Annotated in this window: 25 protein-coding genes and 2 tRNA genes; 12 read left to right on the forward strand and 15 right to left on the reverse strand. The window is 67.7% G+C overall.

The genetic code is table 11. From position 1 onward, the window contains the following. Nucleotides 1-84: 84 nt before the first annotated feature. Nucleotides 85-546: a tellurite resistance TerB family protein gene (locus MFF01_RS03745; RefSeq protein WP_238222160.1), complete on the reverse strand. Its 462-nt coding sequence runs from the start codon at nucleotides 544-546 to the stop codon at nucleotides 85-87. 127 nt (nucleotides 547-673) lie between these two features. Continuing rightward, nucleotides 674-1,117 carry a DMT family transporter gene (locus MFF01_RS03750; protein WP_238222161.1) on the reverse strand — a complete coding sequence of 148 codons (444 nt, stop codon included), beginning with the start codon at nucleotides 1,115-1,117 and terminating at the stop codon, nucleotides 674-676. A gap of 94 nt (nucleotides 1,118-1,211) precedes the next feature. On the opposite strand from MFF01_RS03750, the gene MFF01_RS03755 reads away from it, so the two are divergent. Then, entirely contained in the window at nucleotides 1,212-1,799 is a 588-nt protein-coding gene (locus tag MFF01_RS03755) for a biliverdin-producing heme oxygenase (protein ID WP_238222163.1), read from the forward strand. 84 nt (nucleotides 1,800-1,883) lie between these two features. On the opposite strand, the gene MFF01_RS03760 is transcribed toward MFF01_RS03755, so the two are convergent. Continuing rightward, nucleotides 1,884-2,252, reverse strand: a complete 369-nt coding sequence (locus tag MFF01_RS03760) for an SPW repeat protein (RefSeq protein WP_238222164.1) — start codon at nucleotides 2,250-2,252, stop codon at nucleotides 1,884-1,886. 569 nt (nucleotides 2,253-2,821) lie between these two features. Here MFF01_RS03760 and MFF01_RS03765 point away from each other — a divergent pair. Beyond that, the gene (locus tag MFF01_RS03765) at nucleotides 2,822-3,682 is read left to right on the forward strand and encodes a universal stress protein (protein ID WP_238223043.1); all 861 of its coding nucleotides are present in this window, start codon (nucleotides 2,822-2,824) and stop codon (nucleotides 3,680-3,682) included. A 216-nt stretch (nucleotides 3,683-3,898) separates the two neighbouring features. Here the strand turns inward: MFF01_RS03765 and MFF01_RS03770 are convergent, their stop codons facing one another. After that, nucleotides 3,899-4,756: a universal stress protein gene (locus MFF01_RS03770; protein WP_238222165.1), complete on the reverse strand. Its 858-nt coding sequence runs from the start codon at nucleotides 4,754-4,756 to the stop codon at nucleotides 3,899-3,901. A gap of 96 nt (nucleotides 4,757-4,852) precedes the next feature. Next, nucleotides 4,853-7,453 (reverse strand): cation-translocating P-type ATPase, encoded by a 2,601-nt coding sequence (locus tag MFF01_RS03775; RefSeq protein WP_238223045.1) that lies wholly within the window; start codon nucleotides 7,451-7,453, stop codon nucleotides 4,853-4,855. A 519-nt stretch (nucleotides 7,454-7,972) separates the two neighbouring features. On the opposite strand from MFF01_RS03775, the gene MFF01_RS03780 reads away from it, so the two are divergent. The 4 genes from MFF01_RS03780 to MFF01_RS03795 are packed head-to-tail and all read left to right on the forward strand — an operon-like array spanning nucleotide 7,973 to nucleotide 10,429. After that, nucleotides 7,973-9,262: a S41 family peptidase gene (locus MFF01_RS03780; protein WP_238222170.1), complete on the forward strand. Its 1,290-nt coding sequence runs from the start codon at nucleotides 7,973-7,975 to the stop codon at nucleotides 9,260-9,262. A gap of 49 nt (nucleotides 9,263-9,311) precedes the next feature. Next, nucleotides 9,312-9,659, forward strand: a complete 348-nt coding sequence (locus MFF01_RS03785) for a DUF1476 domain-containing protein (RefSeq protein ID WP_238222172.1) — start codon at nucleotides 9,312-9,314, stop codon at nucleotides 9,657-9,659. 51 nt (nucleotides 9,660-9,710) lie between these two features. Next, a complete protein-coding gene (locus MFF01_RS03790; protein WP_238222174.1) occupies nucleotides 9,711-10,184 on the forward strand; it encodes a hypothetical protein in 474 nt (157 codons plus the stop codon). Further along, a complete protein-coding gene (locus MFF01_RS03795; protein WP_238222176.1) occupies nucleotides 10,181-10,429 on the forward strand; it encodes a hypothetical protein in 249 nt (82 codons plus the stop codon). The genes MFF01_RS03790 and MFF01_RS03795 overlap by 4 nt, the downstream gene beginning before the upstream one ends. An 803-nt stretch (nucleotides 10,430-11,232) precedes the next feature. Here MFF01_RS03795 and MFF01_RS03800 read toward each other — a convergent pair. Beyond that, nucleotides 11,233-11,433 carry a hypothetical protein gene (locus MFF01_RS03800; RefSeq protein WP_238222178.1) on the reverse strand — a complete coding sequence of 67 codons (201 nt, stop codon included), beginning with the start codon at nucleotides 11,431-11,433 and terminating at the stop codon, nucleotides 11,233-11,235. Between the two features lie 306 nt (nucleotides 11,434-11,739). Here MFF01_RS03800 and MFF01_RS03805 point away from each other — a divergent pair, with 306 nt between their 5' ends. Then, nucleotides 11,740-12,276 (forward strand): Hsp20/alpha crystallin family protein, encoded by a 537-nt coding sequence (locus MFF01_RS03805; protein WP_238222180.1) that lies wholly within the window; start codon nucleotides 11,740-11,742, stop codon nucleotides 12,274-12,276. Nucleotides 12,277-13,403: 1,127 nt separating this feature from the next. Here the strand turns inward: MFF01_RS03805 and MFF01_RS03810 are convergent. Next, nucleotides 13,404-14,465: a helix-hairpin-helix domain-containing protein gene (locus MFF01_RS03810; RefSeq protein WP_238222182.1), complete on the reverse strand. Its 1,062-nt coding sequence runs from the start codon at nucleotides 14,463-14,465 to the stop codon at nucleotides 13,404-13,406. 298 nt (nucleotides 14,466-14,763) lie between these two features. Further along, on the reverse strand, nucleotides 14,764-15,096 hold the full coding sequence (locus MFF01_RS03815) for a hypothetical protein (RefSeq protein ID WP_238222184.1): 333 nt from the start codon (nucleotides 15,094-15,096) through the stop codon (nucleotides 14,764-14,766). 342 nt (nucleotides 15,097-15,438) lie between these two features. Between MFF01_RS03815 and MFF01_RS03820 the strand changes: the two genes are divergently transcribed. After that, entirely contained in the window at nucleotides 15,439-15,600 is a 162-nt protein-coding gene (locus MFF01_RS03820) for a hypothetical protein (RefSeq protein WP_238222186.1), read from the forward strand. 309 nt (nucleotides 15,601-15,909) lie between these two features. Next, nucleotides 15,910-16,362, forward strand: coding sequence for a phospholipase A2 family protein (locus MFF01_RS03825; protein ID WP_238222188.1), 453 nt, complete (start codon nucleotides 15,910-15,912; stop codon nucleotides 16,360-16,362). Between the two features lie 169 nt (nucleotides 16,363-16,531). Here MFF01_RS03825 and MFF01_RS03830 read toward each other — a convergent pair whose 3' ends face one another. Continuing rightward, a complete protein-coding gene (locus MFF01_RS03830; protein WP_238222190.1) occupies nucleotides 16,532-17,176 on the reverse strand; it encodes a 2,3-bisphosphoglycerate-dependent phosphoglycerate mutase in 645 nt (214 codons plus the stop codon). Nucleotides 17,177-17,444: 268 nt separating this feature from the next. Here MFF01_RS03830 and MFF01_RS03835 point away from each other — a divergent pair, with 268 nt between their 5' ends. After that, nucleotides 17,445-17,654: a hypothetical protein gene (locus tag MFF01_RS03835; protein ID WP_238222191.1), complete on the forward strand. Its 210-nt coding sequence runs from the start codon at nucleotides 17,445-17,447 to the stop codon at nucleotides 17,652-17,654. A gap of 61 nt (nucleotides 17,655-17,715) precedes the next feature. On the opposite strand, the gene MFF01_RS03840 is transcribed toward MFF01_RS03835, so the two are convergent. Continuing rightward, nucleotides 17,716-18,513 carry an RMD1 family protein gene (locus MFF01_RS03840; RefSeq protein ID WP_238222193.1) on the reverse strand — a complete coding sequence of 266 codons (798 nt, stop codon included), beginning with the start codon at nucleotides 18,511-18,513 and terminating at the stop codon, nucleotides 17,716-17,718. A 352-nt stretch (nucleotides 18,514-18,865) separates the two neighbouring features. Between MFF01_RS03840 and MFF01_RS03845 the strand changes: the two genes are divergently transcribed. After that, nucleotides 18,866-19,333 carry a CBS domain-containing protein gene (locus tag MFF01_RS03845; protein ID WP_238222195.1) on the forward strand — a complete coding sequence of 156 codons (468 nt, stop codon included), beginning with the start codon at nucleotides 18,866-18,868 and terminating at the stop codon, nucleotides 19,331-19,333. A 283-nt stretch (nucleotides 19,334-19,616) separates the two neighbouring features. Further along, the gene (locus MFF01_RS03850; protein ID WP_238222197.1) at nucleotides 19,617-19,862 is read left to right on the forward strand and encodes a hypothetical protein; all 246 of its coding nucleotides are present in this window, start codon (nucleotides 19,617-19,619) and stop codon (nucleotides 19,860-19,862) included. Nucleotides 19,863-20,006: 144 nt separating this feature from the next. On the opposite strand, the gene MFF01_RS03855 is transcribed toward MFF01_RS03850, so the two are convergent. From MFF01_RS03855 to MFF01_RS03875, 5 genes are all read right to left on the reverse strand, one after another. Next, nucleotides 20,007-20,080: transfer RNA gene (locus tag MFF01_RS03855), tRNA-Gly, on the reverse strand. A 69-nt stretch (nucleotides 20,081-20,149) separates the two neighbouring features. Further along, nucleotides 20,150-20,233: transfer RNA gene (locus tag MFF01_RS03860), tRNA-Tyr, on the reverse strand. Nucleotides 20,234-20,359: 126 nt separating this feature from the next. Continuing rightward, the gene (gene recJ / locus MFF01_RS03865; RefSeq protein WP_290346172.1) at nucleotides 20,360-22,048 is read right to left on the reverse strand and encodes a single-stranded-DNA-specific exonuclease RecJ; all 1,689 of its coding nucleotides are present in this window, start codon (nucleotides 22,046-22,048) and stop codon (nucleotides 20,360-20,362) included. A gap of 234 nt (nucleotides 22,049-22,282) precedes the next feature. Then, nucleotides 22,283-23,683 carry an NAD(P)(+) transhydrogenase (Re/Si-specific) subunit beta gene (locus tag MFF01_RS03870; protein WP_238222209.1) on the reverse strand — a complete coding sequence of 467 codons (1,401 nt, stop codon included), beginning with the start codon at nucleotides 23,681-23,683 and terminating at the stop codon, nucleotides 22,283-22,285. A gap of 3 nt (nucleotides 23,684-23,686) precedes the next feature. After that, the gene (locus MFF01_RS03875) at nucleotides 23,687-24,136 is read right to left on the reverse strand and encodes a proton-translocating transhydrogenase family protein (RefSeq protein WP_238222210.1); all 450 of its coding nucleotides are present in this window, start codon (nucleotides 24,134-24,136) and stop codon (nucleotides 23,687-23,689) included. Nucleotides 24,137-24,145: the final 9 nt, after the last annotated feature.

Here is a 24,145-nt window from a genome sequence, read left to right on the forward strand (position 1 = left end):
GATCAAGGGCTTTGCCCGTGATCGAGGGCTTTGCCGACAATCGGGTCCCTTGGCCGGTCCCCGGCGCGGACCTCGAAGCGGCCCCTAGGCGAGGGGACGCTTGACCGGGGAAGCACCGAGGAGCGCCGTCTTGTCGACGCGCAGAGCCTCGGCGATCTCGTCGAGGGCCGCCGCTTCGAGGGGAGAGATGCCGTCGAGATCGGCCACATCGGCTGCGACCAGGAAGGCGGCGGCACGGTCCGTCTCGCTGCGCTCGTGGAGACCCGCGACGCGGCGCAGGTTCTCTGCGCGTCCTGCCCGCGTCCGCGCCCGGGCGATGCCGTCGTAGAGTTCGCTCTCCAGCATTAACCGGTCGTAGCCCTTCTCCAGGATGGGATTGGCTTGGATGCCGGCGAGCGCCGTATCGAATTCCTCGCCGGCCACCTCGCCATCGGCGACGATGACGTTGGCGGCGGCCGAGACCATGGCCTGCATGAGGACCGTGTCGCCCGCATAGGCGGTGACGGTCTGGCTGAAGCGGGCGACGATGTCTTGGAAGATGTTCATGGGAGGATGTTCATCAGCGGAATGTGACCGGGGCAGCGTCGGCCTCCCGATATGGTGCCGGGGACCTCGCCCGTCCGCGTCGGGAAGGCAAGGGGTTTGAGGCGGGGGGATCGCCCCAGGCGGTACGTCAGAACAGGGCTACGAGGGTGACGCCCGCGACCATGAGGAGTCCGCCGACGATCCGCCACAGGCTCGCCGCATGGACGGTGAAGCCGATCCAGCCGAAATGGTCGAGGAGGATCGAGGTCGCGACCCCGGCGGTGACGAGGATTGCAAGGAACGGGGCCGCGCCGATGGCCTGTGCGGCGAAGAACTGCGACAGGACCACGAGGGCGCCGAGACATCCGCCGAACCAGGCCCAGGCCGGAACCTGCGCGGCCTGAGCGAGGGCCGGCAGGTGCAGGCGGCCAAGGGCTAGACCCGTCAGGAGCAGGGTGGAGCCGGTCCCCAGGGCCACGACGAGGCCGGCGGCGAAGGGTTGGCCCAGGGTCTTGGCGAGGGTCGCGTTGGTGCCGCCCTGGACGGCGTTGGCGATGCCGGCCAGAAGCGCGAGGCCATAGAGGTACCACATGGGGAATCCTCGCTCGAAGGGGCCGGCTCGGCGCTGTCGATCCGCGCCGGATAGGGCACGGTCACTAGAACAAGTAGGGCAGCGGCGGTCACACATGACGAAGGAAATGGGACGCGACGACGCAGCCGTCCGTGAAGGAGCCGGCCACGACCTGCGGGGGCACCTGCGGCGGGCAACGGCGGACGCGCATCGCCGCCTCGACGCGGGTTGGGAGAACCACGATTTCGGGGACCTGAAGGATTACGGCGGCTTCCTCAGCGCCATGGCGGTCGCCCTGGTGCCCCTCGAGGCGGATTTGGATCGCGCAGCCGAGGGCGTGTTGCCGCCCGACTGGCCGGCGCGCCGTCGTACCGACGCGATCCTGGCCGATCTCGCCGCCCTCGGCCGCCCGCTGCCGCCGGCGTCGGCCTCACCGCAGCCGCCGGCGCAAGCCGAAGCCGCCGGGCTGCTCTACGTCCTCGAAGGTTCGCGTCTCGGCGGTCAACTTCTCCTGCGCCGGGCCCTGGCCAGTTCCGATGCCCGCGTCCGCGACAACACCCGTTTCCTCCGGCACGGAGAGGGCCAGCGCCTGTGGCCGAGTTTCGCCGCCTGGCTCGCGGCGCGACCCCCTGCGGAGGCCGGCGGCGCCGTTGTTGGAGCCCTCAGGGCATTCTCGGTGTTCGAGGCGGCTCAAGGGATCTGACGGGCAGGCCGAGAAGGCGACGATGTTCGCGCCGGGGAATCGGCGGCTGGTCTGTCGGGAGTAGTCGCTGGGGCGGACGACGGATCACACGGAGCGCGCCTCAGGGGATTGGTACAGCCGCCAGAGCTCGAACCCCGAGAGCGCGATGACGGCAAGGCCGATGATCACGTGCACACCCGTGGCAAACTTCACATCCGCGAAGCCGAGCACCCACGGTGCCGCCGTCACCCATGCGCCGACGGCGAGGTTGAGGTATTCCTCCCAATCGTAGGACTTGCTGAGCGCGAGCATGGCGATGACGGAGATCGCGGCACCGCAGATGAAGGCGTTGCGGGCCGCGGCGGTCTCGCTGCTCAGTTCGAGGTACCAGGGGGCGAGAAACAGGGCGATCCCCAAAAACACGTTCAGGCCATTCAGGACCGCGTCCTCGGTTCGGTTTTCGATGGTGCGCATCGAAATCTCCTCGAATGACAGGCTGCCCGCTTACGAAGGCGACGGGAGCCGAACGACAGAACCCTGCCGTTTCCATTCAAGAACGTTCGCCTCGCGGCGGCCGAGCTGCCTTGATCCAAGTCAAGCCAGAATCGCGGTCAAGCGACCGCCGTAGCGCGGCGAAGTCGCATCGAGGATGCCGCCACGCTCCGGACGGCGTTCGCAACCGAGCCGCTTCGCCCGCCTCCGCCCGATGAGGCCGCAGAGACCGGGCATGGCCCGATCTATGAACACGCATGGGAGTCCGAGGCCGGAAAAAGCCTTCGGAAGATCCTCGCCATGACGAAGGCCCGAACCGAGAAGCCCTCGCCGTCGAGCAGGGAGCGGGCCGCATGCGGATCGTGGTCCATGACGGAGTTGGAGGAGCTGAGGTTCGACGACATGAAGGAGGAATCGAAACGTGCGGTTGCGTGAGCCGTGCGGCGGAGAATGGCCTGCACCGGTCCCGCGTCGGCGATGATTTGAGGTGGATCAAGGCCGATCGTTCGGTCCCGCTCGATTTTGGGGACGACCCCATCCGGAGACGAACGATGTCCAAGAGTTCTCCATCCCCGCTCGCTGTCATCCGCGATGTGTTCGTCGGCACGACCATCGAAACGGAGCGCGAGCAGAGGTCGAGCGCAATCGGATACGGGCTGACGCTCGCGAAAGCCGCGGGCGCTCACCTCACGGTTCAATCGGCCTCGTGGTGCCTCTCGGGCGACGAAGCCTGGCTCGGCACCTTCGATGACGATGGAATGGCCCTCATCGACCGCCGCCTCGACGATCTGGCTCGGGCCGTCGCGGACCGCGCGGCCGGCGAAGCGGCCCAGGCCGGCGTAGTCTGTACGACGGAGGCCCCGAGCCTGCCGTATCCGGATGTCGTCGGTCGACTGGCGTTCCAGGCGCGCCTGTTTGACCTGACCGTCCTCGACGCGGGGCTCGGGACATACGACCTTGATCGCGAGACCATCCAGAAGACGCTGTTCGAAAGCGGGCGCCCGGTCATTGCCGTGCCGCCGGAACACGATGCCTTCACCGGGCGGAGGATCATCGTCGCCTGGGACGGCAGCGCCCAGGCGGCGCGGGCCGCCAACGACGCCCTGCCGTTCCTCCGTGCGGCGCACGTTGTCGAGATCGTGTCCGTCGCGGGGACCGAAGCGCTTCATACATCTGTGCCGGGCGCCGAGTTCGCACCCCATCTCGCGCGCTACGGCGTGAACGTCACCGTCGTCGACGTGCCGGTGGTGGGTGACGTCGCGGAGACGCTGCGTAATCAGGCGAAGATGTTCCACGCCGACATGATGGTGCTGGGCGCCTACGGCCATTCGCGCCTCCGGGAGTTCTTTTTCGGCGGCGTCACACGCTCGCTCCTGCGCGGCAGTCCTGCTCCGCTGTTCCTGGCGCATTGAGATGGACATGGATCATGGCGCACCTTGGTGGGGCCGGCAGCGGGTTGGCCTGAAGCGCCTCCCTCCCCTCGGGGGTGACGCGTGAACCATCGAACCCCGGATCGAACATCCGGTGCGGATGGTCGTCGTCGATGAATTCGCACGTGATTCCGGTCTGCTCCCTCGATCTTCACCGTCCGATGCCGATCTTTAGCCCGCCCGTAGGAATTCCCTCTGTCAGTGCACCAGGAACAGGGGCACGGGGCTGCGACCCAGCAGGGCGTGCGTCACGCCGCCGAGGAACCACTCCTGGAGGCGCGAATGCCGGTAGGCGCCCATCACCAGCATGTCGGCGCCGAAGTGACGGATGTGGGTTCTCAGGGTTTCGGCGACGTCGCCGACGACCGGCAGGTCGTTCGCGGAAACCCTCACGCCATGGCGCGCGAGGTGTGGGGCGAACGCGGCGGCGGTCGCGGATGTCGACAGATCCTTCTCGCCGACGATGGACACGACCTCCACCGCGTCGGCGGCGCACAGGAACGGCAGTGCATCGTGGGCGGCCCGGGCCGCCTGGGCGCTGCCGTCCCAGGCGATGATGATCCGCCGCGTCGCGACGTCATGGCCGGGCGGGACGACGAGGAGCGGCCGCCCGCTCCGGAAGAGGACCCCGTCGATGAGGTCGCGGTCGAGAGCGACGTCCCTCGCCTCGCTGTCGAGGATCGTCAGGTCGGCGAGCCGCGCCTGTCCGACGAGGCGCGCGAGCAGGTCCGGGTAGGCGAGCGCCGGTGCCTCGGTGGTACAGATCACGCCCGAACCGGCCGCCTCCGCCGCGGCGCGTTCGGCGCCGGCCTGCGCGAGCGCATGCCGGCGCCGGTTCTCGCCGGCGACGAGACCGTTGACGATTCCCCAGGCCGCGCCGGCGACCACGGTCATGCGATGGGCCGAGGACTGTACGGTGAGGTGGGCCCCCGCGGCGGCGGCCAGGGAAAGGCCGTAGGCCAACGCGGTCCCGGCCTCGTCGTCGCCTCCCTCCTCGGTGAGGCACACGAGGAGATCGCGGATTCGCGACAGGGAGGACGGGGATGGCGAAGGCATGCGGGGCCTCGGTGGGTTCTCGTGTTCGAGCTTGCCACCGCCGGAACGCAGCGCGTTGACCCATCGCAATGTGAGCGACCGCTCCGCCCGCGCGGCTCACCGGCGCCCGGCCAGGGCCATCGTGCCGATCTGGATGACGAGGACGGGCAGGAGGCTGGCGCAGAGGACGATCGCCCACATGGACGAATCGGGCGGCACGAGGCCGAGTACGGTTCCGACCCGAGGCGCGTAAGCCGGACCGACGAGCAATCCCGTGCAGATGAGGAGTGCGGCCCAGATCCATGGATTGCGCGTCACCTCATTACGTAGCGGACCCGACGCGGAAGCCCGCATATTGAACACGTGCCAGAGCTGCGCGAAGGCGAGCGTCAGGAAGGTCACGGTGACGACGGCGGCGCGGTCGAGGGCAAGCCAGGCATCGGCCGCCGCGAGACTGGCGAAGGTCGCGCCCGTCATGAGCGCGCCGTGCGCAACGATCCGCACCCACTGCGCACGCTCCAGGATGGCTTCCTTCGGGGCGCGCGGGGGACGGGCGAGGAGGTCGTCCCGCCCCTCGCACATCGCCAGGGCGAAGGCCGGGAACACGTCGGTCACGACGTTCAGGTAGAGGATCTGCAAGGGCAGGATCGGGAGCGGCAGGGCGGAGAGGATCGCCAGCCCGACGACCATGATCTCGCTGAGGTTGCAGGCCAGGAGATAGGCCGCGAACCGGCGGATGTTGTCGAAGATGACCCGCCCTTCGCGAACCGCCCCGACAATGGTCGGAAAGGCGTCGTCGAGGAGCACCATGGCGGCCGCCTCCCGCGCCACGTCCGTCCCGCGCCGCCCCATGGCGACGCCGATATCCGCCTGTTTCAGGGCCGGGGCGTCGTTGACTCCGTCGCCGGTCATGGCGACGATCTCACCGCCCTGCTGATAGGCTTTCACCAATGCCAGTTTGTCGGCGGGACTCACGCGCGCGAAGACCGCGACCTCGTCCAGGCGGTCGCGTCCGTCGCCGAGGAGACCACCCTCCATCACCCGGTCCCCCGGACGGGCGAGCCCGACCGCGTGAGCGACGCTGAGGGCCGTGTAGGCGTGGTCGCCGGTGACCATGATCACCCGGATACCGGCCCTGCGGCAGGCCGCCAGCGCGTCCGGGACGCCCTCGCGCGCCGGATCCTCCAACCCGATCAACCCGAGAAAGACGAGCCCGCCGAAGGGATCCGCCGTCGCGTCCTCGGTCGTCTTCTCGGCACAGGCGATCACGCGCAGGCCCCGGCTGGCCAGTTCCTCGGCCCGGCGCCGCCACAGGCACCGGGCCGCGTCGTCGAGGGGGACGGCACCCGTCCCATCGTCGACGTGCCGCGAGGCGGCCAGCACGGCCTCCGGAGCCCCTTTGACCACGGTCAGGTGGTCCGATCCGGATGCATGGACCGTGGCCATCATGCGGCGGGCGGCGTCGAAGGCATGTTTCCGAACGAGCGGCCGCTCGCGCACGAGCGCCGTCCGTTTCAATCCGACGGACAGCCCCGCCCGCAGAAGCGCCTGCTCCATTGGGTCGCCGCTGTCTCCGACCGGACCTTCTCCGAGGGTGGCGTCGTTGCAGAGAACCGCCACCTGAAACAGACGTTCACTCCCACCGGCGGCCCCGGAACTCGGATCGGTCAAATCGACTTCGCCCAAGGGCAGCGACAGCCGCCGCACCGTCATCCGGTTCTCGGTCAGGGTGCCGGTCTTGTCGGTTAGGATCACCGTAGTGGCGCCGAGCGTCTCGACGGCCGACAGGCGCTCGATCAAGGCGTTCTTCCGGGCCATCCGCCACATGCCGCGGGCGAGGGTTAAGGTCGCCACGATGGGCAACCCCTCCGGGATCGCCGCGACCGCCAGAGCGATCCCCGCCTCGATCATGAGGCGAAGGTCCTTGCCGGTCGCGACCCCGACGCCGACGAGAGCAAGGGCCAGGGTCAGGATCACCCAGACCATCTGGCCGGACAGGCGCTCGAGGCGCCGCTCCAGGGGGGACCTGTCCGGCTCGGCCTGGGCGACGAGGCGCGAGACGGCGCCGAGTTCGGTTTCCGATCCCGTCGCCACGACGACACCGGTGCCGCTGCCGCGGGTGATCAGCGTGCCGCGCAACAGCATCGACGCACGCTCCGTGACGGGCGTGTCCGCGCCGACCGGATCCGCCGTCTTGTCGACCGGCACGGACTCGCCCGTGAGCAGGGATTCGTCCGCCCCCAGGTTGGACGCCTCGACCAGCCGGATGTCGGCCGGGACGGCATCGCCGCCCTCGAGCAGCACGATGTCCCCTGGAACGAGCTCCTCGGCGGCGAGCCCTCGCGTGCGTCCGTCGCGGCGCGCGCGGGCCGAGCGCCCCCCGAGCGCCCGCAATCCCTCGATGGACCGTGCCGCCCTCAACTCGGTGAAGAATCCGAGGCCGCTGTTGATGGCCAGGACCGCGATGATGGCCATCCCTTCCTGCCAATCGCCGAAGGCGAACGACAGCACACCCGCCGCCGCGAGCAGGTAGACCACGGGGCTCGCGAGCTGGTGGACGAGCAGGGCGCGCGGGCGGGTCTTCTCCTTCGCGGCGATCACGTTCGGGCCGTAGCGTGCGAGCCGTCGCCTGGCCTCCGCGTCCGACAGGCCCGAGCGCAGGCAGGTTCCGAACGCCCCCGGAACGTCCGCGACCGGCGCGGCGTGGATCTGCGCCATGCCCGGCCCGGCAGGTTCGAACGCGCCCTGCGGCCCTGACGTCACGGGTTCGATGGGTGGTCCCGGTTCAAGCATGCCGCGAGCCGTCCGGGCGTGCGGCATTCGGGTAGACATCCGGGGCGGCACCGAGGGCGATTCCAGTCCGCACTCCGCGCCCATCGAGGCGGCGACGCCGGAGCGGGCGATCGGGTCGTGTGCGTCGGCGGGCCATCCGGATCGATGCCGGTCCGCAGGCGGCGACGCGAGCGCCCCGGGCACCCACGGCTGCGGGGGAGAGGCGCCGGATCATGCGATGCTCCGAAAGGGACCAAGCACAGACCCTGTCCGCGCGGGACGCTCCGAACCTTGATCCATCTCAAGGCGACGGCGAACGGAGTCTGGGCTTGCTTGCCGGGTTTTCCCGCGGGTGCAGATCCCCGAGGCCAGACCATGCCCGGCTCGAACGAAGCGCGACCGGCACCACGGGCGATCCTTGGCCTAACTCGTCATGGATCCTGGTGGCTGGCCGGTGTTTCGGGCATGGCCGGCGCCATTCTGGCCTGTACGGTATCCTCGGATGCAGGGCTGGGGACCAGGGAATTCCCCAGAGGCTCCTACGGGGCGCCCGCCGTGTTCGGAGCGGTGTTCCACGCCGTCCGGACGAAGGCCGTCGAAGTGCGCAGCGACGGCCAGCTCGTGGATGCGGCGATATCCGGGATGGTCGCGTCGTTGGATCCGTACTCGCAGTATATCACCGCGGCCGAGCTTCGCGCATTCGATGAGGAGGATACCGGGAGCTACGTCGGGATCGGGGCCGAGGTCGAGGCGGGCGGGCGCGTCCGGTCCGCCTTGCCCGGCGCGCCTGCGGCACGGGCCGGCCTGACGGGTGGGACCGTCATCGAGCGGATCGACGGCAACCCCATTGGCGACCTCGAACGCGCCAGGATCGTCGACCGCCTGCGCGGCGAGCCGGGCTCCACCGTGCGCCTGCGGGTCGTTCTTCCGAAGGCCCGCGCCGCCACCGAGGTCGTCCTGACCCGGGAATGGCTCCCCCTGCACCCCGTCCGAATGCGCGCCCTCGGCCGCGTGGGCTATGTCGGGGTGGACCACTTCGACGATTTCACCACGGGGAGGCTGCTCAAGGCCCTGGCGAACCTCATGGCCGATATCGGGCCCGATGCGCTCACCGGCCTCATCCTCGACCTGCGTGGCAATCCGGGTGGCCTCGTCGTGCAGGCCGTGGCGGTCGCCGGAGTGTTCCTCGACCGGGGGGAGATCGTGCGCCTGGTCGGACGCGCTCCCGAGGACATCGAGCGTTTCGCCCTCGACCGCGGCGGACGGGACCTGGTCAACGGCCGCGCCCTCGTCGTGCTCGTGGACGGCGATACCGCTTCCTCGGCCGAGATCGTCGCCGCCGCCTTGCAGGATCATCGACGCGCGACGGTTGTCGGCACACGCACCTATGGCAAGGGCGCCGTCCAGACGACGTATGTCCATCGCAGCGGGCGCGGCCTGCGCCTGACGACGGCCTGGGTCGTCACGCCGGCGGGCCGCAGGGTGCAGGGAAACGGCATCGAGCCCGACCTCGCGGTCACGCGGGCTGTCGATGCCGCGACGCGGCCCGACGATGCGATGCTGACCGGGCGTCCCGGGCGGGATGCTGAATCCCTGCAGGATGGCATCGTCGAGGATGCCCGCCTCGATCCGGCTCGCGATGCCCCGTTGATGGCTGCGTTGCGGCACCTCGCGGCCGTGTCCGAAAGCCCCGGCCGCCGCTCGCGGAACATTGATCTGCCTCAAGGTGCGCGCGCCCCGGTGGGCCGAGAGTGAGCGATCGGTTTCGACGTGGCCTCACATGTTCGGACAGGTGAAGCATCCCATGAGCACGACGTTCGACGAGCGCGAGCGGGCCTTCGAGAGCCACTTCGCCCATGAGGAGGAGTTGCGCTTTAGGGCCCGTGCCCAACGCAATCGCCTGCTGGCGACCTGGGCCGGCGAGCGGATGCGGCTGACTCAGGACGCGGTCGCCGGCTACGTGGCTTCCATCACCGAGGACGGCGCCGTGGCGAGCGACGAAGCGTTGCTCGCTCGCCTGCAGGCGGACCTTCGTGCCTGCGGGATCGAGGAGACGCTGCCTGCCCTGCGCCGGGAGATGGAGCGCTGCCTCGCCCTCGTGCGCGCCGAGCAGCGCGTCGGCCTTCGGCTGGATCAAGGCTCCTCCGTCTAGGGGGCTTGCCGGCGTACGGACTCCACCACGACGGCAAACGGGAGAGACGCCATGCCCCAGGGAATACGTGAACCGGCCGAGGCCGCCAACCCGCGCGGCCATCCGGCCCGATCCGGTTCTCCCGCCAGGCTGCACCGGGTGACGCTGACGCTGGCTCGCTGCCCACAGCACCCCGACGGCAGCGCCGGGCGCGGCTACGAGATCCTGGCCCCCCTCGGACCGGACGGCCGCCTCGACGCGGCGCTCTGGCACGAGGCCCGCGACCGCTGTCGCGTCCGCCGCTTCTGGACGGGCGAGCCCGACCGGCACGGCCGGCTCGTGCACCGCGCCGGCGGCGAGGGCGGCGCGACCTGGCTCATCGACTACGAGGACTGGACGAACGAGGACGACGAGGCCGGCTACCGCCTCGGTACGCACGCCTTCGTCGAAGGCGAATACGTCTCGATCCGCGAGGCCGGCGACGACGCCTACCACACCTTCCGGGTTGCCCGGATCGAGCGCACGATCATCGGAGAGCGGTCATGACGCAGATCCCTCCGGCCCCTCACGGCAACGAACAGCCCACCGAGTTCGACGTCGCAGGACAAGCTTGGCTGACCTTCTGGCGCACCGTCTGGCTGGACCTGCCCCTCGCCTGGGCTCGCGAGGCCGATCGCTTCCTTTACCGTTGGGGGCGGCCGACGGACACCGGAACGGCGGGCCCCGGTTCCCACGCCAGCACCAACTTCAATCAGGCTGCGGACACGATCCCGCTGGGCCTCGGAGACTGATCCGAGAGCTTTTCTCGAGAGGGGATCGGTGCGTCCTGCTCTGAACAGCGTTCGTCGCTGGACGATCGAAAGAGGCTTCAGATCGGTTTCTTTCATCGTCGACAGGATCACCCAGAGTGCTCTGCTGCTTTGCGGATAGCAGGCGATCGCATTCCAAGTTTGGCGCCGCCACCCGTCATCCCGGGAGCGCAGCAGAATTGAAGATCCGAGTTGTAAGATCTGACGCCATTCGTAGCTCCGGTTTGTAAGCCTCCAGCCTCGTCCGGTGGGATGCGGCGGGCCTTCGCATCATCCTGGCGGCTCCGGCCTCGACCTGTCCTCTGGCGTATGAGGCGTCTGGGCATCGTCCGCGACGGAGTTCGCGAAAAGATGGCCCGCTGAATTCAGGATCGCATGTTCGGAACTCTTCGCGCGAGCGGAAAACCGTCGCTTCTGTCGATGCTGAAATCGGTGCAACACTGCTTTCGTTATCTGATCGGAGTGCACGGGAGGCAAAATCCCAACCGATCTTTTTTCGATTCATCTATGCCGATGTTGTCCGCCGGCGGGCCGCCAGGCATGGTGTTTCGTAGAAGCCAAACAGTCTTACACTGCTCGACTCCTTGATGATTCTCGCGCCCATAAGGTGTTCGAGATGATGGCGCGCACGATTCTACGCCCGTCCAGACGCGAGCGGCTCCGGATCGCTCCGTCGCGACGCAACGGATGGGCCGCGGCATCGTCGGAGCGTCGTGTCTCGATCGGTGAGGTCGGATTCCGCGCCGCTGCTACCGCCGTCGCGGGCTCGTGCCGACCAGTGAGGCTCAGATGACACAGATGTTGGCGGGTGTTCCCGTCTCGTCGTTGTGCTTCACCCGCTGCTCGAGGTCTGCGACTCGACCTTGAAGCGACGCGACCTCGCGGATCGCTCGTGCCAGAACATGGACGATGGCCTCCTGGCGGCGCGCTTCCGTCGGCTGACGCAAGGCTTCCTCGAGCTGGCGATTCAGAGTTTCGACCGGCATGTTCCGTCCCCCGTTCGATAAGACGCGATCGTCCGAAATCAGGAAGCTTCAGTTTTCCCACTCATTGCTTTCAAGGCGAAGCGCACGAAGCAATGGATGCGATTGTAACCATGAGGAGGATGCCGTCGAGGCCCGTGCGAAGATGGTACCGGGCAACGCCATGCATCGACAGGACGAGCGTCAGTGCCCCCAAGCTTTCTCGGATCATGAGTGCCACGCATTGTCGAGCGTTCGTTGAGACAAATCAATTTTCGATCCACCGGCCGGCTCTATCGATAGCGGCTCTTCCCATTGATGGAGCGTCCCATGGCTGACTCGGGTACGAAATTGGCGGTCAAGACCGAGAGCTTAGCGGAGCGTGCCTCTCCCTCTACGGAGTGGCGGCCGATGGAGACTTTGCGCCGCGACATCGATCACTTTATCGACGACCTCGGGAAAAGTCTGCGACGCGTCGCCTTCGGCCTCTCGGGCGGGGATGGCGCGCTCCTTCTCGGCAACGGGTCGCTTTGGCCGATGACCCCGGCGGCCGACATCGTGAGCAAACCGGACCGTTACGAGATCACGTCCGATGTTCCCGGCATGGACGAGAAGAACATCGAGGTGAAAGTGTCCGATGGCATGCTGACCATCCGGGGGGAAAAGAAGCACGAGACGGAAGAGAAGCACGAGGGATATTACCTGTCTGAACGTCGCTTCGGCGCGTTTCAGCGGTCGTTTCCGGTGCCATCCGGTGCCGATGCCGACAAGATCGAAGCGACCCTCAAGAACGGTGTCCTGACGATCATCGTGCCCAAGGCGGCTGAAGCGAAGGCCGAGAAGACAATCGCGGTCCAAGCCGCTTAGCGTACCTCATCGTACTCCAGGGCCGCCCAATTCTGCCGGTGAAGTCGGCGGCGTCGCGGGCTTCCATGAGTGCTCCGGCGCTGCGACGTTCCGATTGCCGTCGAGGTCGCCCGCGCGCTCGGAGCACCGCTCAATGTGCGGGTCGTGCCTCAGCGCGGCCGTTCCGGCGAAGAGGAACGCGCGATGGGGGCGATCGCAAGAAGTGATGTACGGGGGCTTGACGAAGACGTCGACAAATCGCTCGAGGTCCCGCCTTCCATCAACTTCCCGCCCCGGAGCGCCGAGGTTCGCGAACGCGCCGGCCCGGTCGAGGCCATCGCATGCCCAATCCTGCACCTGAGAGCCGGATATACTTTGATCCTGGTCTAGCGATCTCAGCGTCTCTTACGAAACTCCCGCTGCAGCCGCCGTGCCCAGAGCGAGAGCCGACCGCGACCGGAAGTTTTGTAAGGCACTCCGAGATCCTTTGCATGTGTGGTCATTCTAATGGCTATCCTGCCAGAGGGTCGCGGCGTCTTGCAGTGCCGCGCGACCAGCGCGTTGCGCGGTCTCTTGGTTCGGCAACGAATACAGTGAACACAGAAGGATGTGCCGATCGTGCCGAACCGTCCAGTTGAAGCGTGACGGATCCTTGGCGCAGGGCTCGATACACAGCGTCAACCGCGTCGGGACGCGCGACTGATAGCGCGGATCCCCGCATCTCTGAACGACCTGGGTTTCCACCACGCGTGAAGGCTGTCCGGTCCCGAGGCCAGGCGGCACGAGCACGGGGCGAAGGCCGCGCGCATCAGCCGCCCGATGAGGTTTCGCGTCGCCCGGGCGGCCGCGCCGGTGGCCGGACGATCCGCGATGGCCGACATCGGCGCCGCACGCACCGGGCATTCGGTGTTTCGCGACAATGGAGCTTTGGCCGGGCGGCCGATACGACGACGCCCACGATTGAGGCCGCGCAGGAGAACTCGGAATCTCGAATGGCAGGTCCGGCGGGACCCCCAACGGCTCCCCCTCGGATGGCAGCTCGGATGGTGCGGACGGCACGCCCGACGGCGCCGCCGGTGGCGGTTCCGGGGGATGTGCGGGGGCTTGATAGGAGTTGGCGGGTGTCGGATCGGGATGGCTGGCGACGCTCATCGATCGCTCCGTGATTCCGTAACGGCACCGGGTGAGTGCGGCCCCAATCGCGCTTCGGGCGGCGGTTCCTTTTCGAGGGGTGGCGGCCCGTAGGATGGCCTGGCGATCGCGGCCGGGGCGGCCAGGGTGCCGCGCGTCGACACCTCATGCGCCGCGCATTCGCCCTCGCGCCCTCGAACCACTCGACGGCCCATCAGCGCCCCGTGGGTTTCCGTCACGACGGTGCGCTGTCCATCCGCTCCCCCGTGCAGGCCGAACGAGATCACCACCCAATCGTGCTGCTTGCCGCGTTCATGAGCCCGCGCCGAGTTCGAATACAGCGCCGTGAACATCCATTCGCCGCGCCGGGTGTGCAGAACGGGCAGCCAAGGCACGCCACCGGGGTTGAAGCGCCGCGGCGCGAGCTTGGGCAGGACATCGCTCTGTGCACGGTACTCTCGATCGACATCGAGCAGCATCGACACAGGCGGCTCCAGGTCGGGCCTCCGGTCGGGTCGCCTGATCCGCGAGAGCATCGCGTTCACGGTGGCGCGCAGCATCCGAATCCGCCGCGGCCCCAAACGCGGCACGGCGGCGAGTTCCCCCCGCTCAGCCGCAAGCTCCAACTGTTCCAGCGTGGAGACGTGCAGCGTGTCGGCGATGCGCTCGGCCAGCACCGGTCCGACACCGGGAACCGTGCACAGCAAACGAACCGGATCGGCCGAGCCGCGCAGCTGCTCGAGGTAGGGCCAGCGCCCTGTTTCGAGCAGTTGCATGATCGTCCGGCTGATTGAGCGACCGACACCCGGGATCGCTTCCAAGGCGTCGCGTCCCCCTCGCGCGATCTCTCGAAGATCGCGATCCAGATGCACGACGGAGTCGGCGGCCTTCCGATAGGCCGCGACGCGGAAAACTTCACCTTGCGTCGCCTCGATGAGATCCGCCGCTTCGCGCAGGCGGTCGGCGATCGCTTGGTTGCCGGTCGGCGGCGGTCGTGAACGCCGCGCCGGTGAGGAGCGGGGCGTAAGGCGAGTGCCGAGCGCGTCCGTGCGGAGAGCGTCCTTGCCGAGCCCGTTCATCGCTCCACTCCCGTCGTTTCGCCACGTGACCGGTCGGGCCGACACCGCCCCCTCGCCTCGCGCGCGCATCTGCGGCCCCGCCGCTGCGTGAAACGAACGATCCGGTCGCTCGCCGAAACCTCCACCGCCGCAGCCGATTTTCCAGGGACCACCCTCGGCCGAGCCCCGAGACGCCGACATTCCGGGCGCTGCCGAACTCCAGATCATCGTCCCGAATACGGTATTCGGGGCGATGATGGGGAGTTCTTGTTTGACATCGTCTTGCCCCGAAAGCCGCCGCTCACCTTTCGGAGCGATGCTAATGGTACTCGCTGCTTCGGCTCATGCGCCGTGCCACGAACTCGCCCGAGACGGCGTGACGGGCGAAGATCAGCCATGCGGTCGCAAAGCCGATGGCGCCTCCGACGACGAGTCCCGTGAGCACGGCACCGTCGGCCTTCGCCGCATGCGCGGCCTGTTGATAGGAATGCTGACCGCGTTCCGAAACGGTCTTCAGACCGTCCGAGATGTCGTGGATATAATCACCAACCTGATGGCGAACCCGTCCGGCGAAGTTCTCTCGATCGCTCCGCGCGGGATGCGCGGCCTCGGGCGGAAGCGGCGTTTGAGTCTCTGCTTGAACCTGGGACATGATCTCGCTCCCATCTACCGCTGACCTGATTTCGATCCGTGGTCGCCTCAATGAATTTTGTCGGATCGGATCTTGGCAGGGCCGATCTTCTCTTCTGTATGGGAAGATCCCGTAAAGATCAGGATTTTCACTTTTCCCCCTGCGGACGCCTTGATCCAGCTCAAGTGCCAGGTCTCTGGGTTCCGCTAAAGAAGTCGCTGAATGCTGAAGCGCCTTCCGACGAGACGCGCGCGATAGGATCGGGCCGCGCCCATGCGACGGATCGAGCCAGACTTCGCATCGGAGATGCTATGAAGACCTTCGCACTGTCCCTTGCGGCCGTAATCTCGGCGGGAAACCTGCTTGTTGCTTCTGCGCCTGAGGCCCGTGCGGGCTATCGCGGTCATTCAGGACATCACCATGGATATCATCGGTACGTCCATCGCGATGCCCATCGGTACCACGGTCGCTCCTATCGGCACGGTGCGGACGGGGCCGTCGTGGCAGGAGCGGCGCTGGGCTTGATCGGGGCGGCAATCGCCGCATCGCGGGCACCTTATGATCCCTATTACTCATACGAATCCTGTTATGGCGCGTGCTGCGGGCCGTATATCCGGCCCTCTTACAGAGGTTACTGCTATTAATGACCCATCCTGATCGGACCCGTGTCATGGCCGTCGATATGGGGCTGCTCGATCGTGCCGTCCGAATCGTTATCGGCCCGTGAGGCACCAACGGCGTCTGGATGGGGTTGGCCGTCATGTTCTGAGGCTTCCTCACGGTCACGGACCTGAGCGGCCGAGCGTGCGGAGACCATTTGAAAGGAACGCGATCATGACCTATCGGACCGTCGGATATCTGCTCGCCGTTTGGCTCGGCATGACCTGTCTCGCGCAGGCGCAGCCCGCCGGGGGAGGGCCGGCGCTCCTCTTTCACGGCAATTACTGCGGTCCCGGCAACAACGCGCCCCTACCCCCGGTCGATGCCCTCGACGCCGCTTGTGCCCGCCACGACGCCTGTTATCCCGCGAGCGCCCTGCCCTCCCGTCGCTGCAACCTTCGTCTGCAATGGGAGGCCGATCGCCTCTCCCGCGATCCACGACTGCCGGACGATCTACGGGCACTGGCGGGTTTCGTTGCGGCCGGCGCGGCCCTCCTCCCGTTCGATCCGAACACGATGGTGGCCGAGGCGGAAGGGGATCGCTCCGGCGTCCCTGGCCGTCGTGCGGGTCAGCAACGGCGCAGTAAAATCACTCCCGGGTCGAGCATGCCCTTTCCGAGGGGCTGAACCGACGCCTGGGCGAGGCGGGACAAGTGCTCAGGTCGGGTATTCTGGCCTAGCGTTCGAGTGATGCGGTCGGGGCAGTGGGCGACGGGCGGGGCAACGATGGGCTCCTATCGCGACATCAGGGTTCAGCGCCCGGACCTCCGGGCTCGAAGATCGGCCGGTCCCGCGATCATCCGAGCGTGGACGGAGCGACGACGGAGGTTTTCCCGAGCACCGCGCCGGTCTCCGAGAACCTGTAGATCAGGATCTCGCTGGTGGTGATGTTGAAGTCCATCAGGGCCTCGGGGCTCATGGCCTCGAGATGCATGACGATGGAGCGAAGCGAGTTGCCGTGCGCGACGACCAGCACCCGTTGCCCGTTCTGAACGCTTCGAGCGAGCACCTCCTTGTAGAACGGAACCGTCCGGGCGGCCGTCATGGCGAGGCTTTCACCGCCCGGGGGAACCGCATCGTAGGATTTGCGCCAGAGGTGAACTCGTTCCGGGCTCCACTGGCTGCGCGCTTCCGCTTTGTTCAGGCCCGAGAGTTCACCGTAATCCCGCTCGTTCAGCGCGCTCTCGGACCGGACCGGGAGATCAGCCTGCTCCAACTGCTCCAACATGAGCGCCAGGGTGTGCTGCGCCCGATCCAGCTTGCTCGAGAACGCGATGTCGAAGTGAAACCCGAGCTCCTTCAGCTTACGCCCAGCGCGCTTCGCCTCTGCTACACCCCGTGCCGTCAAACCCGGATTGCGAAACCCGGAGAATAGGTTGTGCTCGTTGTCGGTGCTTTGCCCATGCCGCACGAGGACGAGTGTTCTGACTGCGGATGACATGGTTTCTCCCTGCGCGGCTTTGTCTACGCAGACAGCCACCCCGGATCAATGATCCGGTGCGCGGTCTCGCGCACCGCGGCGCCATCGGCTCGGCTTGCGATGGATCGAGGGAGATGCATCCGGTCGGGGCGACGATCGCGATGATTCACATTGAGGGATGGGGGCGGCTTCGGCTGGCCTTGATCGAAATCAACGCCGGTCTGGTCATCTGTTGACAAAGTCTCACGATCACGTCGGTCGCGAAATGGCTGCAGGAGGGCCCGACGCCATGAGCCCGATCAGAAAGCTCGATCAAATCCTCATGGAGGAAACGCCGTCCGGATGCCTGCTCACCATCGAGGATGAGACCGGAGACGCATACCAGATCATCGCGACGGAAAAGCAGATTAAAGTCATCCTTGAAGATCTTGCGGATTACATCAGGGATTCTGCTGCGGAGGACGCTCTCGTCGAACACGAGGAGATGGGGGACGAATAGATATCTCGCGCAAAGCGCGCGCCGATGCCGGGCCCTACGACCCCCCCTCGGCGCCGCGGCCTCACCGGTTCAGGGCATGCGCCAGCGGGAGGAGATTGATCGCGATCTCGAGGGCGATCAGCAGGACGACCACGACCTCCAGGCGGAGGGAGCGGTTCGTCTGGATCAGGTCGGTGAGGACGGTCGCCGTCTCGCTGATCACGGCGAGCTTGCGATGCAGGGTGGCCGTCCGCTCCCGCAGCTCGTATTCGTCCTCAGTGCGGGCGTAGAGGCGTTCCAGGCCCGACTGATCCCAGAGCACGTCCGGCTTCTCCTCGACGGCGACGCGGCCCGACACCCGGTGCTGGACGAGCAGCGTGCTCCCGATATGCTTGAGGATGGCCCGGCGCCCCCCGGACGCACGCCCCTTCTCAGCGAGGCGCCGCGCCAGCGGCTCGATGAGATCGAACACGGCCGCGACCTCGATCTCGTTCTGCGCCAGGGCGGTGCTCTTGGCCAGAATGTCGGCGATGACGATCAGGCGTTCGGGCGTCAGCTGGCGGATGGCGATCTTGCCGCCCGGCACGACCTGATCGTCGTGCTCTGGTGCGATCTCGATGGTGGCGGTCTCTTCCTCCGGGCGCGTCAGCGGACTGCGAACACGCATCCGCAGGCCGGCGGCGATCTCGTCCTCCTCGATTGGGGACAGCCCAACGGTGACGACGACTCCGTAACGGAAGACCACGGCGAAGCCGCGCCCGGCCCGGAAGGCGAGCGGATTGATCGAGAGCGTGTCTTTGCGTTCGAGACCCGCCGTATCGATGCGATCGCCGAGAATGCGGGCGCGGGCGATCAAGCGTTGCGGTTCAACCGGCTGCATGCCCTGGCTCGAGCGGAGCCCCCAGCCGCATTGATACCTCACACGGGTCGTGTCGGAGATCGACGCCCGATGAGGCTGTCGACGCCGTCGTGAATCGAATCGAACACGTCCGGTCGAGGGACACGGATCGGCCGAAGCGTTCGGACCCGGAGATGCTGCCCACCGTCGTCCGTCGCGTTGATTCAGATCAACGCGGAAGCCAGTGGAGGGCCCGAAGCTCGCTAGGTTCGACGCGATCCCCGGCGTGGTTCGGATTCAGGTCCACGATGGAATGCCCGTCGCACCGGGTTGCCCGGCATCGACAGTGGCCGAGCGATTTGGGAGAGCACTCTCGGTCGAGATCTTCTGCGACATGCTCCGCATGATCTTCCGGATCAGCATCCGACGACAGGAGCCATCGATGAAAGTCAAAGATGTGATGCACAAGGGTGCGGAATTCGCCGATTCCGCGACGCCCGTGGCCGCCATCGCCAAACAGATGCGCGATGCCGATATCGGCGCACTGCCGGTCAAGGCCGGGGGGCGTCTGGTGGGAATGGTCACCGATCGCGACATCGCCTGTCGCGCCCTGGCGAACGGCGGCGATTTCAATCGGATGACCGCGAAGGACATCATGAGCGGCCGGGTCGTCTGCTGCACGCCCGACGACGACATCGCCGATGCCATCGACACGATGGAAAAGAAGAAAGTCCGACGCCTTCCCGTCACCGATCGTGATGAGAACATCATCGGCATGGTGAGTCTCGGCGATATCGCGCACAAGGTCGGTAAGGACCTCTCGGGCGAAGTCCTGCGGGCCGTCTCCGCGCATCACCGCTGACAGGCCCGAGGTGGCCCGGATCGCGTCACGCCCATCGTAGGCGGGAGGCCTTCCGCGCGCATGCGCACGATGGGCGCCGGACAGGGCCGAGCCTTGATCGACGCGGATCCAGTGACGATGATTCTTTGCGAGTTGTCACGAGACCGACGCGCGATCAGTCTTTAGGAGCGTCTTCACAAAACGCCTGGGCGTGCCCGGTTCCCGCTGTGAAGCCGACGGTGCCGCGGGCGTTTTGCGACGAACACGAACGGCGATCTCATGGGATCGCAGGGTCGATCGTAGGATGCTGAAAGATCTGGACCAGCGCGCGGAGATGACGGTCTGGCCGAAAGGCAGGCCCGCGCACACGGCCGAAAGCCGTGAGTTCGCCACCCTCCGGGAGGCCCTCGAGGCTGCGGCCGAAGCCATCGACCGGCACGATGCACGGCCTTGGATCATTACGGAGGCTGGCGATATCCTCTCGCCGCGTTGGATCGAGGCACATACCAGCAAGGTGCCGCAGGACTCGGGCCGCAGCCGATCGGGCTGAGGCGAACCGAACGTCGAATACGTCTCGGATCCCTCGATGGAAGAGGCACGGGGCGATTGAGGCTGGGCCTATACCGGGCGAAGTCTCGCTGCCCTCGGAATGGACAGAGGTGGGCCTGCGCTATCGATGTCAGGATGGAACGAGTGGAGCGGGTACCGGGAATCGAACCCGGGTATTCAGCTTGGAAGGCTGCTGCTCTACCATTGAGCTACACCCGCATCGGGGCCGAGGCCGCCGAGTGTCGAGACGGAGAGCTTAACCTGAGCGCTCGTGTCCCGAAAGACGTTTGGTGGGGGAAGTAGGACTCGAACCTACGAAGCTTACGCAGCGGATTTACAGTCCGCCCCCTTTGCCGCTCGGGACATTCCCCCAAACCGCCGCCCGTGGGCAGCGCGCGGGTCCTTATGATGAGGCCTTGCGCGGGTGTCAACGGGGATCGCGGCAATGTTTGGCGCGGCCCCGCTGCCGGGCGGCCTCGGGCGTCCTGAGGCGCTGGATCACTCGATGCGGGCGAGGTCGCAGATCCGGACCTGGGCGCGATCGGCCCCGCGCCAATTGTCCACCGAAAGGGTGCCGGCGACGTGGAACTCGCGTCCGATTCCGCCGAGGATGGCCTGCCCGAGGGGACCTTGGGCCGCCCGGAAGCAGATGGCGCCGACAGTCTGGCCGTCTCGGCTGCGCAGGCGGGCGCGAACATGGCCGTTGCCGACGAGTCCCGCGTCGACGATGCGGTGCCGCGGCAGGGCGAAGACCGGTTCCGGGGCGCCCGAGCCGAACGGCCCGGCGCGCTGGAGCAGACGCACCACCTCGGCCGTGGCACCTCCCGCGCTCACCGTACCGTCGAGAAGGAGGGCTTCGACGGCGCGCGCTTCGCGCACGGCCTCGGCGAGGTCGTGGGCGAGGAAGGCCGAGAACGCGCTGGTGTCGGAGCTGCCCAGGGTGATGCCGGCCGCCATGGCATGGCCGCCGCCCTTGAGGGCGAGACCGGCTTCCACCGCCGCCCGCACGGCGCGGCCGAGATCGGCTCCCGGTATGGAGCGGCCCGAGCCCGTGGCGGTGCCGTCGGGCCGCACGGCGAACGCGAAGGCGGGACGGCCGAAGCGTTCCTTCAGACGGGCGGCGATGAGGCCGACGACGCCCGGATGCCAGTCGGCCGAGGCCGTCACCAGCACCGGGCGGTCGGGGTCGTGCGTCAGCGCATGGTCCATCTCGGCTTCGGCGGCGGCGACGGCCTCGGCCTCGATGGTCTGCCGCTCCCGATTGAGCCGGTCGAGCTCGGCGGCGATGCGGGCGGCCTCCGCCCCGTCGGAGGTGGTCAGCAGCCGCGCGCCGAGGCCGGCCTCGCCGATGCGGCCGCCCGCGTTGATGCGTGGGCCAACGAGATAGCCGAGATGCCAAGCTTCCGGCGCCTCGCTCAAGGCGGCGGCGTCCAGGAGAGCAGCGAGGCCGGGGCGTCCCCGCCCGCGCATCACCTTCAGGCCCTGGACCACGAAGGCACGGTTGAGTCCCATCAGGGGGACCACATCGGCGACGGTGGCGAGCGCCACGAGGTCGAGGGCGGCCGTGAGATCGGGCAGGCGCGCGTTCGCCACGCCGTCATGGCGCAGGCGGCGGTTGAGGGCGACGAGGGTGAGGAACACAACGCCCGCCGCGCAGAGGTGCCCGAGGCCCGACAGGTCGTCGAGGCGGTTGGGATTCACAAGGGCCTCGGCCGGCGGCAGGGTCTCGGGGGCTCCGTGATGGTCGAGGACCACGACGTCGAGGCCGAGGGCCCGCGCCGCTTCCAGGGGGGCGTGGCCGCTGGTGCCGCAGTCGACGCAGACGAGGAGGGTGGCGCCGGCCTCCCATAGGTTCGTCACGGCGGCGGCGTTCGGGCCGTAGCCCTCGGTGATGCGGTCGGGAATGTGGATGCGGACATCGAGGCCGAAGGCCCGCAGGTAGGCGGCGAGCAGCGCGGCGGACGCTGCCCCGTCCACGTCGTAATCGCCGAAGATCGCCACGGTCTCGCTCGTGGCGACGGCGCGGGCGAGGCGCGCGGCAGCCGCCTCCATGTCCACGAGGCAGGCGGGGTCCGGCATCAGGTCGCGCAGGCGCGGGTTGAGGTGGGCGTCGACCTCCGCCGGGCGGATGCCGCGCCCCGAGAGCACGCGGGCCAGGAGGTCCGGCAACCCGTGGGCCTGCGTCATGGTGGCGGCGTAGGCCTGCAGCGCCGGATCGGCGCAGCGATCGCGCCACGGCCGTCCGAGGATCGAGCGGGACACGTCGAGGAAGGCGCGGGGGGACTCGTCTGACACGCGGGGACCCTACTCCAGTCCCACCGTGCCCCGGAAACGAAGACGGGGCCGGCGATGGACGCCGACCCCGTATCCTGTCCTGACCGTGCGGGCGAGGCCTACCTCGCGGCGAGGCCCGCCTGGAGATCAGAGGTTCTTGACGATGGCGTCGACGACCTTCTTGGCGTCGCCGAACAGCATCATGGTGTTGTCGCGGAAGAACACCTCGTTCTCGACGCCGGCATAGCCCGAGCCCATGCCGCGCTTGATGAACAGCACGGTCTTCGCCTTTTCGACGTCGAGGATCGGCATGCCGTAGATCGGCGAGGTCTTGTCGGTCTTGGCGGCCGGGTTGGTGACGTCGTTGGCGCCGATGACGAAGGCGACGTCGGCCTGCGGGAAGTCGCCGTTGATGTCCTCGAGTTCGTGGACCTCGTCGTAGGGCACATTGGCCTCGGCGAGCAGCACGTTCATGTGGCCGGGCATGCGGCCCGCGACGGGGTGGATGGCGTACTTCACCTCCACGCCGTCCTTCTTGAGCAGGTCCACCATCTCGCGGAGCGAGTGCTGGGCCTGGGCCACCGCCATGCCGTAGCCCGGCACGATGATGACGCGCTCGGCGTTCTTCATGATGTAGGCCGCGTCGTCGGCCGAGCCCTGCTTCACCGGCCGGGTCTCGACGGCCCCGCCGCCGGCCGCCGCCGCGGCATCGCCGCCGAAGCCGCCGAGGATCACGGAGATAAACGAGCGGTTCATCGCCTTGCACATGATGTAGGACAGGATCGCGCCCGAGGAGCCCACGAGGGCGCCGGTGATGATGAGTGCGAGGTTGCCCAGGGTGAAGCCGATGCCGGCCGCCGCCCAACCCGAGTAGGAGTTCAGCATCGACACGACGACGGGCATGTCGGCGCCGCCGATGGGGATGATGAGCAGGCCGCCCAGCGCGAAGGACAGGAGCACGATGAGCCAGAAGATCGCCTTGCTCTCGGTGCCGATGAAGATCGCGATGAGGGCTACGAGGGCGATGCCTAGCGCGATGTTGATGGCATGGCGCTGGGGCAGCATGATCGGCTTGCCGGACATGCGTCCGTCGAGCTTGGCGAAGGCGATGACGGAGCCCGTGAAGGTGATGGCGCCGATGGCGACGCCCAGCGCCATCTCGAACAGCGACTCCTTGTGGATGTGGCCGTTCTCAAGGATGCCCACCGCCTGCGGCGCGTAGAGAGTGCCGGCCGCGCCCGCCACGGCCGCGAGGCCGACGAGGGAGTGGAAGGCCGCCACGAGCTGGGGCATGGCGGTCATGGGCACGCGCTTGGCGATGACCGCGCCGGCGCCGCCGCCGATGGCGAGGCCCAGCAGCACGATGATCCAGGCGCCGAAGCCCGCCGGCGGATGGCCGACGAGGGTGGTGAGGACGGCGAGCCCCATGCCGACCATGCCGTACAGGTTGCCCTGCCGCGAGGTGGTGGGGTGCGAGAGCCCCCGCAGCGCCATGATGAACAGGACGCCGGAGACGATGTAGAGGAGGGCCGAGACGTTCTGGGACATGTCTCAGGCCTTCTTCTTGTACATGCCGAGCATGCGCTGGGTGACGAGGAAGCCGCCGAAGATGTTCACGCTGGCGAGAACGATGCCGAGGAAGCCGAAGAAGCGGGCCCAGCCGGTGCCGTGCTCGATGAGCGGCACGCCGGCGGCGAGGATGGCGCCGACGATGATCACCGACGAGATGGCATTGGTCACCGACATGAGGGGGGTGTGGAGGGCCGGCGTCACCGACCAGACCACGTAGTAGCCGACGAAGATCGCCAGCACGAAGATGGCGAGTTGGAACACCGTCGGGTCGACGGCGCCGTGGGTCACGGCCGAGAGCCCGTGGGAGAGACCGTCGGCGTAACTCTTCGCCGCGGCGGCATGCTGTTGCGCCACCTCTGCGGCGGTTCGGGCCGCAGCGGCGGCGCCGCGCGCCTGCTCGGCGGCCTGATCGGGGGAAAGCGTGGCCATCGTATCCTC

The organism is Methylobacterium adhaesivum (assembly GCF_022179065.1).
Classification (GTDB): Bacteria; Pseudomonadota; Alphaproteobacteria; order Rhizobiales; family Beijerinckiaceae; genus Methylobacterium; species Methylobacterium adhaesivum.

Excerpts from the sequence above, each read along its gene's own strand:
- MFF01_RS03745 (WP_238222160.1), bottom strand. The coding sequence starts at position 546 with ATGAACATCTTCCAAGACATCGTCGCCCGCTTCAGCCAGACCGTCACC.
- MFF01_RS03750 (WP_238222161.1), bottom strand. The coding sequence starts at position 1,117 with ATGTGGTACCTCTATGGCCTCGCGCTTCTGGCCGGCATCGCCAACGCC.
- MFF01_RS03755 (WP_238222163.1), top strand. The coding sequence starts at position 1,212 with ATGACGAAGGAAATGGGACGCGACGACGCAGCCGTCCGTGAAGGAGCC.
- MFF01_RS03760 (WP_238222164.1), bottom strand. The coding sequence starts at position 2,252 with ATGCGCACCATCGAAAACCGAACCGAGGACGCGGTCCTGAATGGCCTG.
- MFF01_RS03765 (WP_238223043.1), top strand. The coding sequence starts at position 2,822 with ATGTCCAAGAGTTCTCCATCCCCGCTCGCTGTCATCCGCGATGTGTTC.
- MFF01_RS03770 (WP_238222165.1), bottom strand. The coding sequence starts at position 4,756 with ATGCCTTCGCCATCCCCGTCCTCCCTGTCGCGAATCCGCGATCTCCTC.
- MFF01_RS03775 (WP_238223045.1), bottom strand. The coding sequence starts at position 7,453 with ATGGCGCAGATCCACGCCGCGCCGGTCGCGGACGTTCCGGGGGCGTTC.
- MFF01_RS03780 (WP_238222170.1), top strand. The coding sequence starts at position 7,973 with ATGGCCGGCGCCATTCTGGCCTGTACGGTATCCTCGGATGCAGGGCTG.
- MFF01_RS03785 (WP_238222172.1), top strand. The coding sequence starts at position 9,312 with ATGAGCACGACGTTCGACGAGCGCGAGCGGGCCTTCGAGAGCCACTTC.
- MFF01_RS03790 (WP_238222174.1), top strand. The coding sequence starts at position 9,711 with ATGCCCCAGGGAATACGTGAACCGGCCGAGGCCGCCAACCCGCGCGGC.
- MFF01_RS03795 (WP_238222176.1), top strand. The coding sequence starts at position 10,181 with ATGACGCAGATCCCTCCGGCCCCTCACGGCAACGAACAGCCCACCGAG.
- MFF01_RS03800 (WP_238222178.1), bottom strand. The coding sequence starts at position 11,433 with ATGCCGGTCGAAACTCTGAATCGCCAGCTCGAGGAAGCCTTGCGTCAG.
- MFF01_RS03805 (WP_238222180.1), top strand. The coding sequence starts at position 11,740 with ATGGCTGACTCGGGTACGAAATTGGCGGTCAAGACCGAGAGCTTAGCG.
- MFF01_RS03810 (WP_238222182.1), bottom strand. The coding sequence starts at position 14,465 with ATGAACGGGCTCGGCAAGGACGCTCTCCGCACGGACGCGCTCGGCACT.
- MFF01_RS03815 (WP_238222184.1), bottom strand. The coding sequence starts at position 15,096 with ATGTCCCAGGTTCAAGCAGAGACTCAAACGCCGCTTCCGCCCGAGGCC.
- MFF01_RS03825 (WP_238222188.1), top strand. The coding sequence starts at position 15,910 with ATGACCTATCGGACCGTCGGATATCTGCTCGCCGTTTGGCTCGGCATG.
- MFF01_RS03830 (WP_238222190.1), bottom strand. The coding sequence starts at position 17,176 with ATGTCATCCGCAGTCAGAACACTCGTCCTCGTGCGGCATGGGCAAAGC.
- MFF01_RS03835 (WP_238222191.1), top strand. The coding sequence starts at position 17,445 with ATGAGCCCGATCAGAAAGCTCGATCAAATCCTCATGGAGGAAACGCCG.
- MFF01_RS03840 (WP_238222193.1), bottom strand. The coding sequence starts at position 18,513 with ATGCAGCCGGTTGAACCGCAACGCTTGATCGCCCGCGCCCGCATTCTC.
- MFF01_RS03845 (WP_238222195.1), top strand. The coding sequence starts at position 18,866 with ATGCTCCGCATGATCTTCCGGATCAGCATCCGACGACAGGAGCCATCG.
- MFF01_RS03850 (WP_238222197.1), top strand. The coding sequence starts at position 19,617 with ATGCTGAAAGATCTGGACCAGCGCGCGGAGATGACGGTCTGGCCGAAA.
- recJ (WP_290346172.1), bottom strand. The coding sequence starts at position 22,048 with ATGACGCAGGCCCACGGGTTGCCGGACCTCCTGGCCCGCGTGCTCTCG.
- MFF01_RS03870 (WP_238222209.1), bottom strand. The coding sequence starts at position 23,683 with ATGTCCCAGAACGTCTCGGCCCTCCTCTACATCGTCTCCGGCGTCCTG.
- MFF01_RS03875 (WP_238222210.1), bottom strand. The coding sequence starts at position 24,136 with ATGGCCACGCTTTCCCCCGATCAGGCCGCCGAGCAGGCGCGCGGCGCC.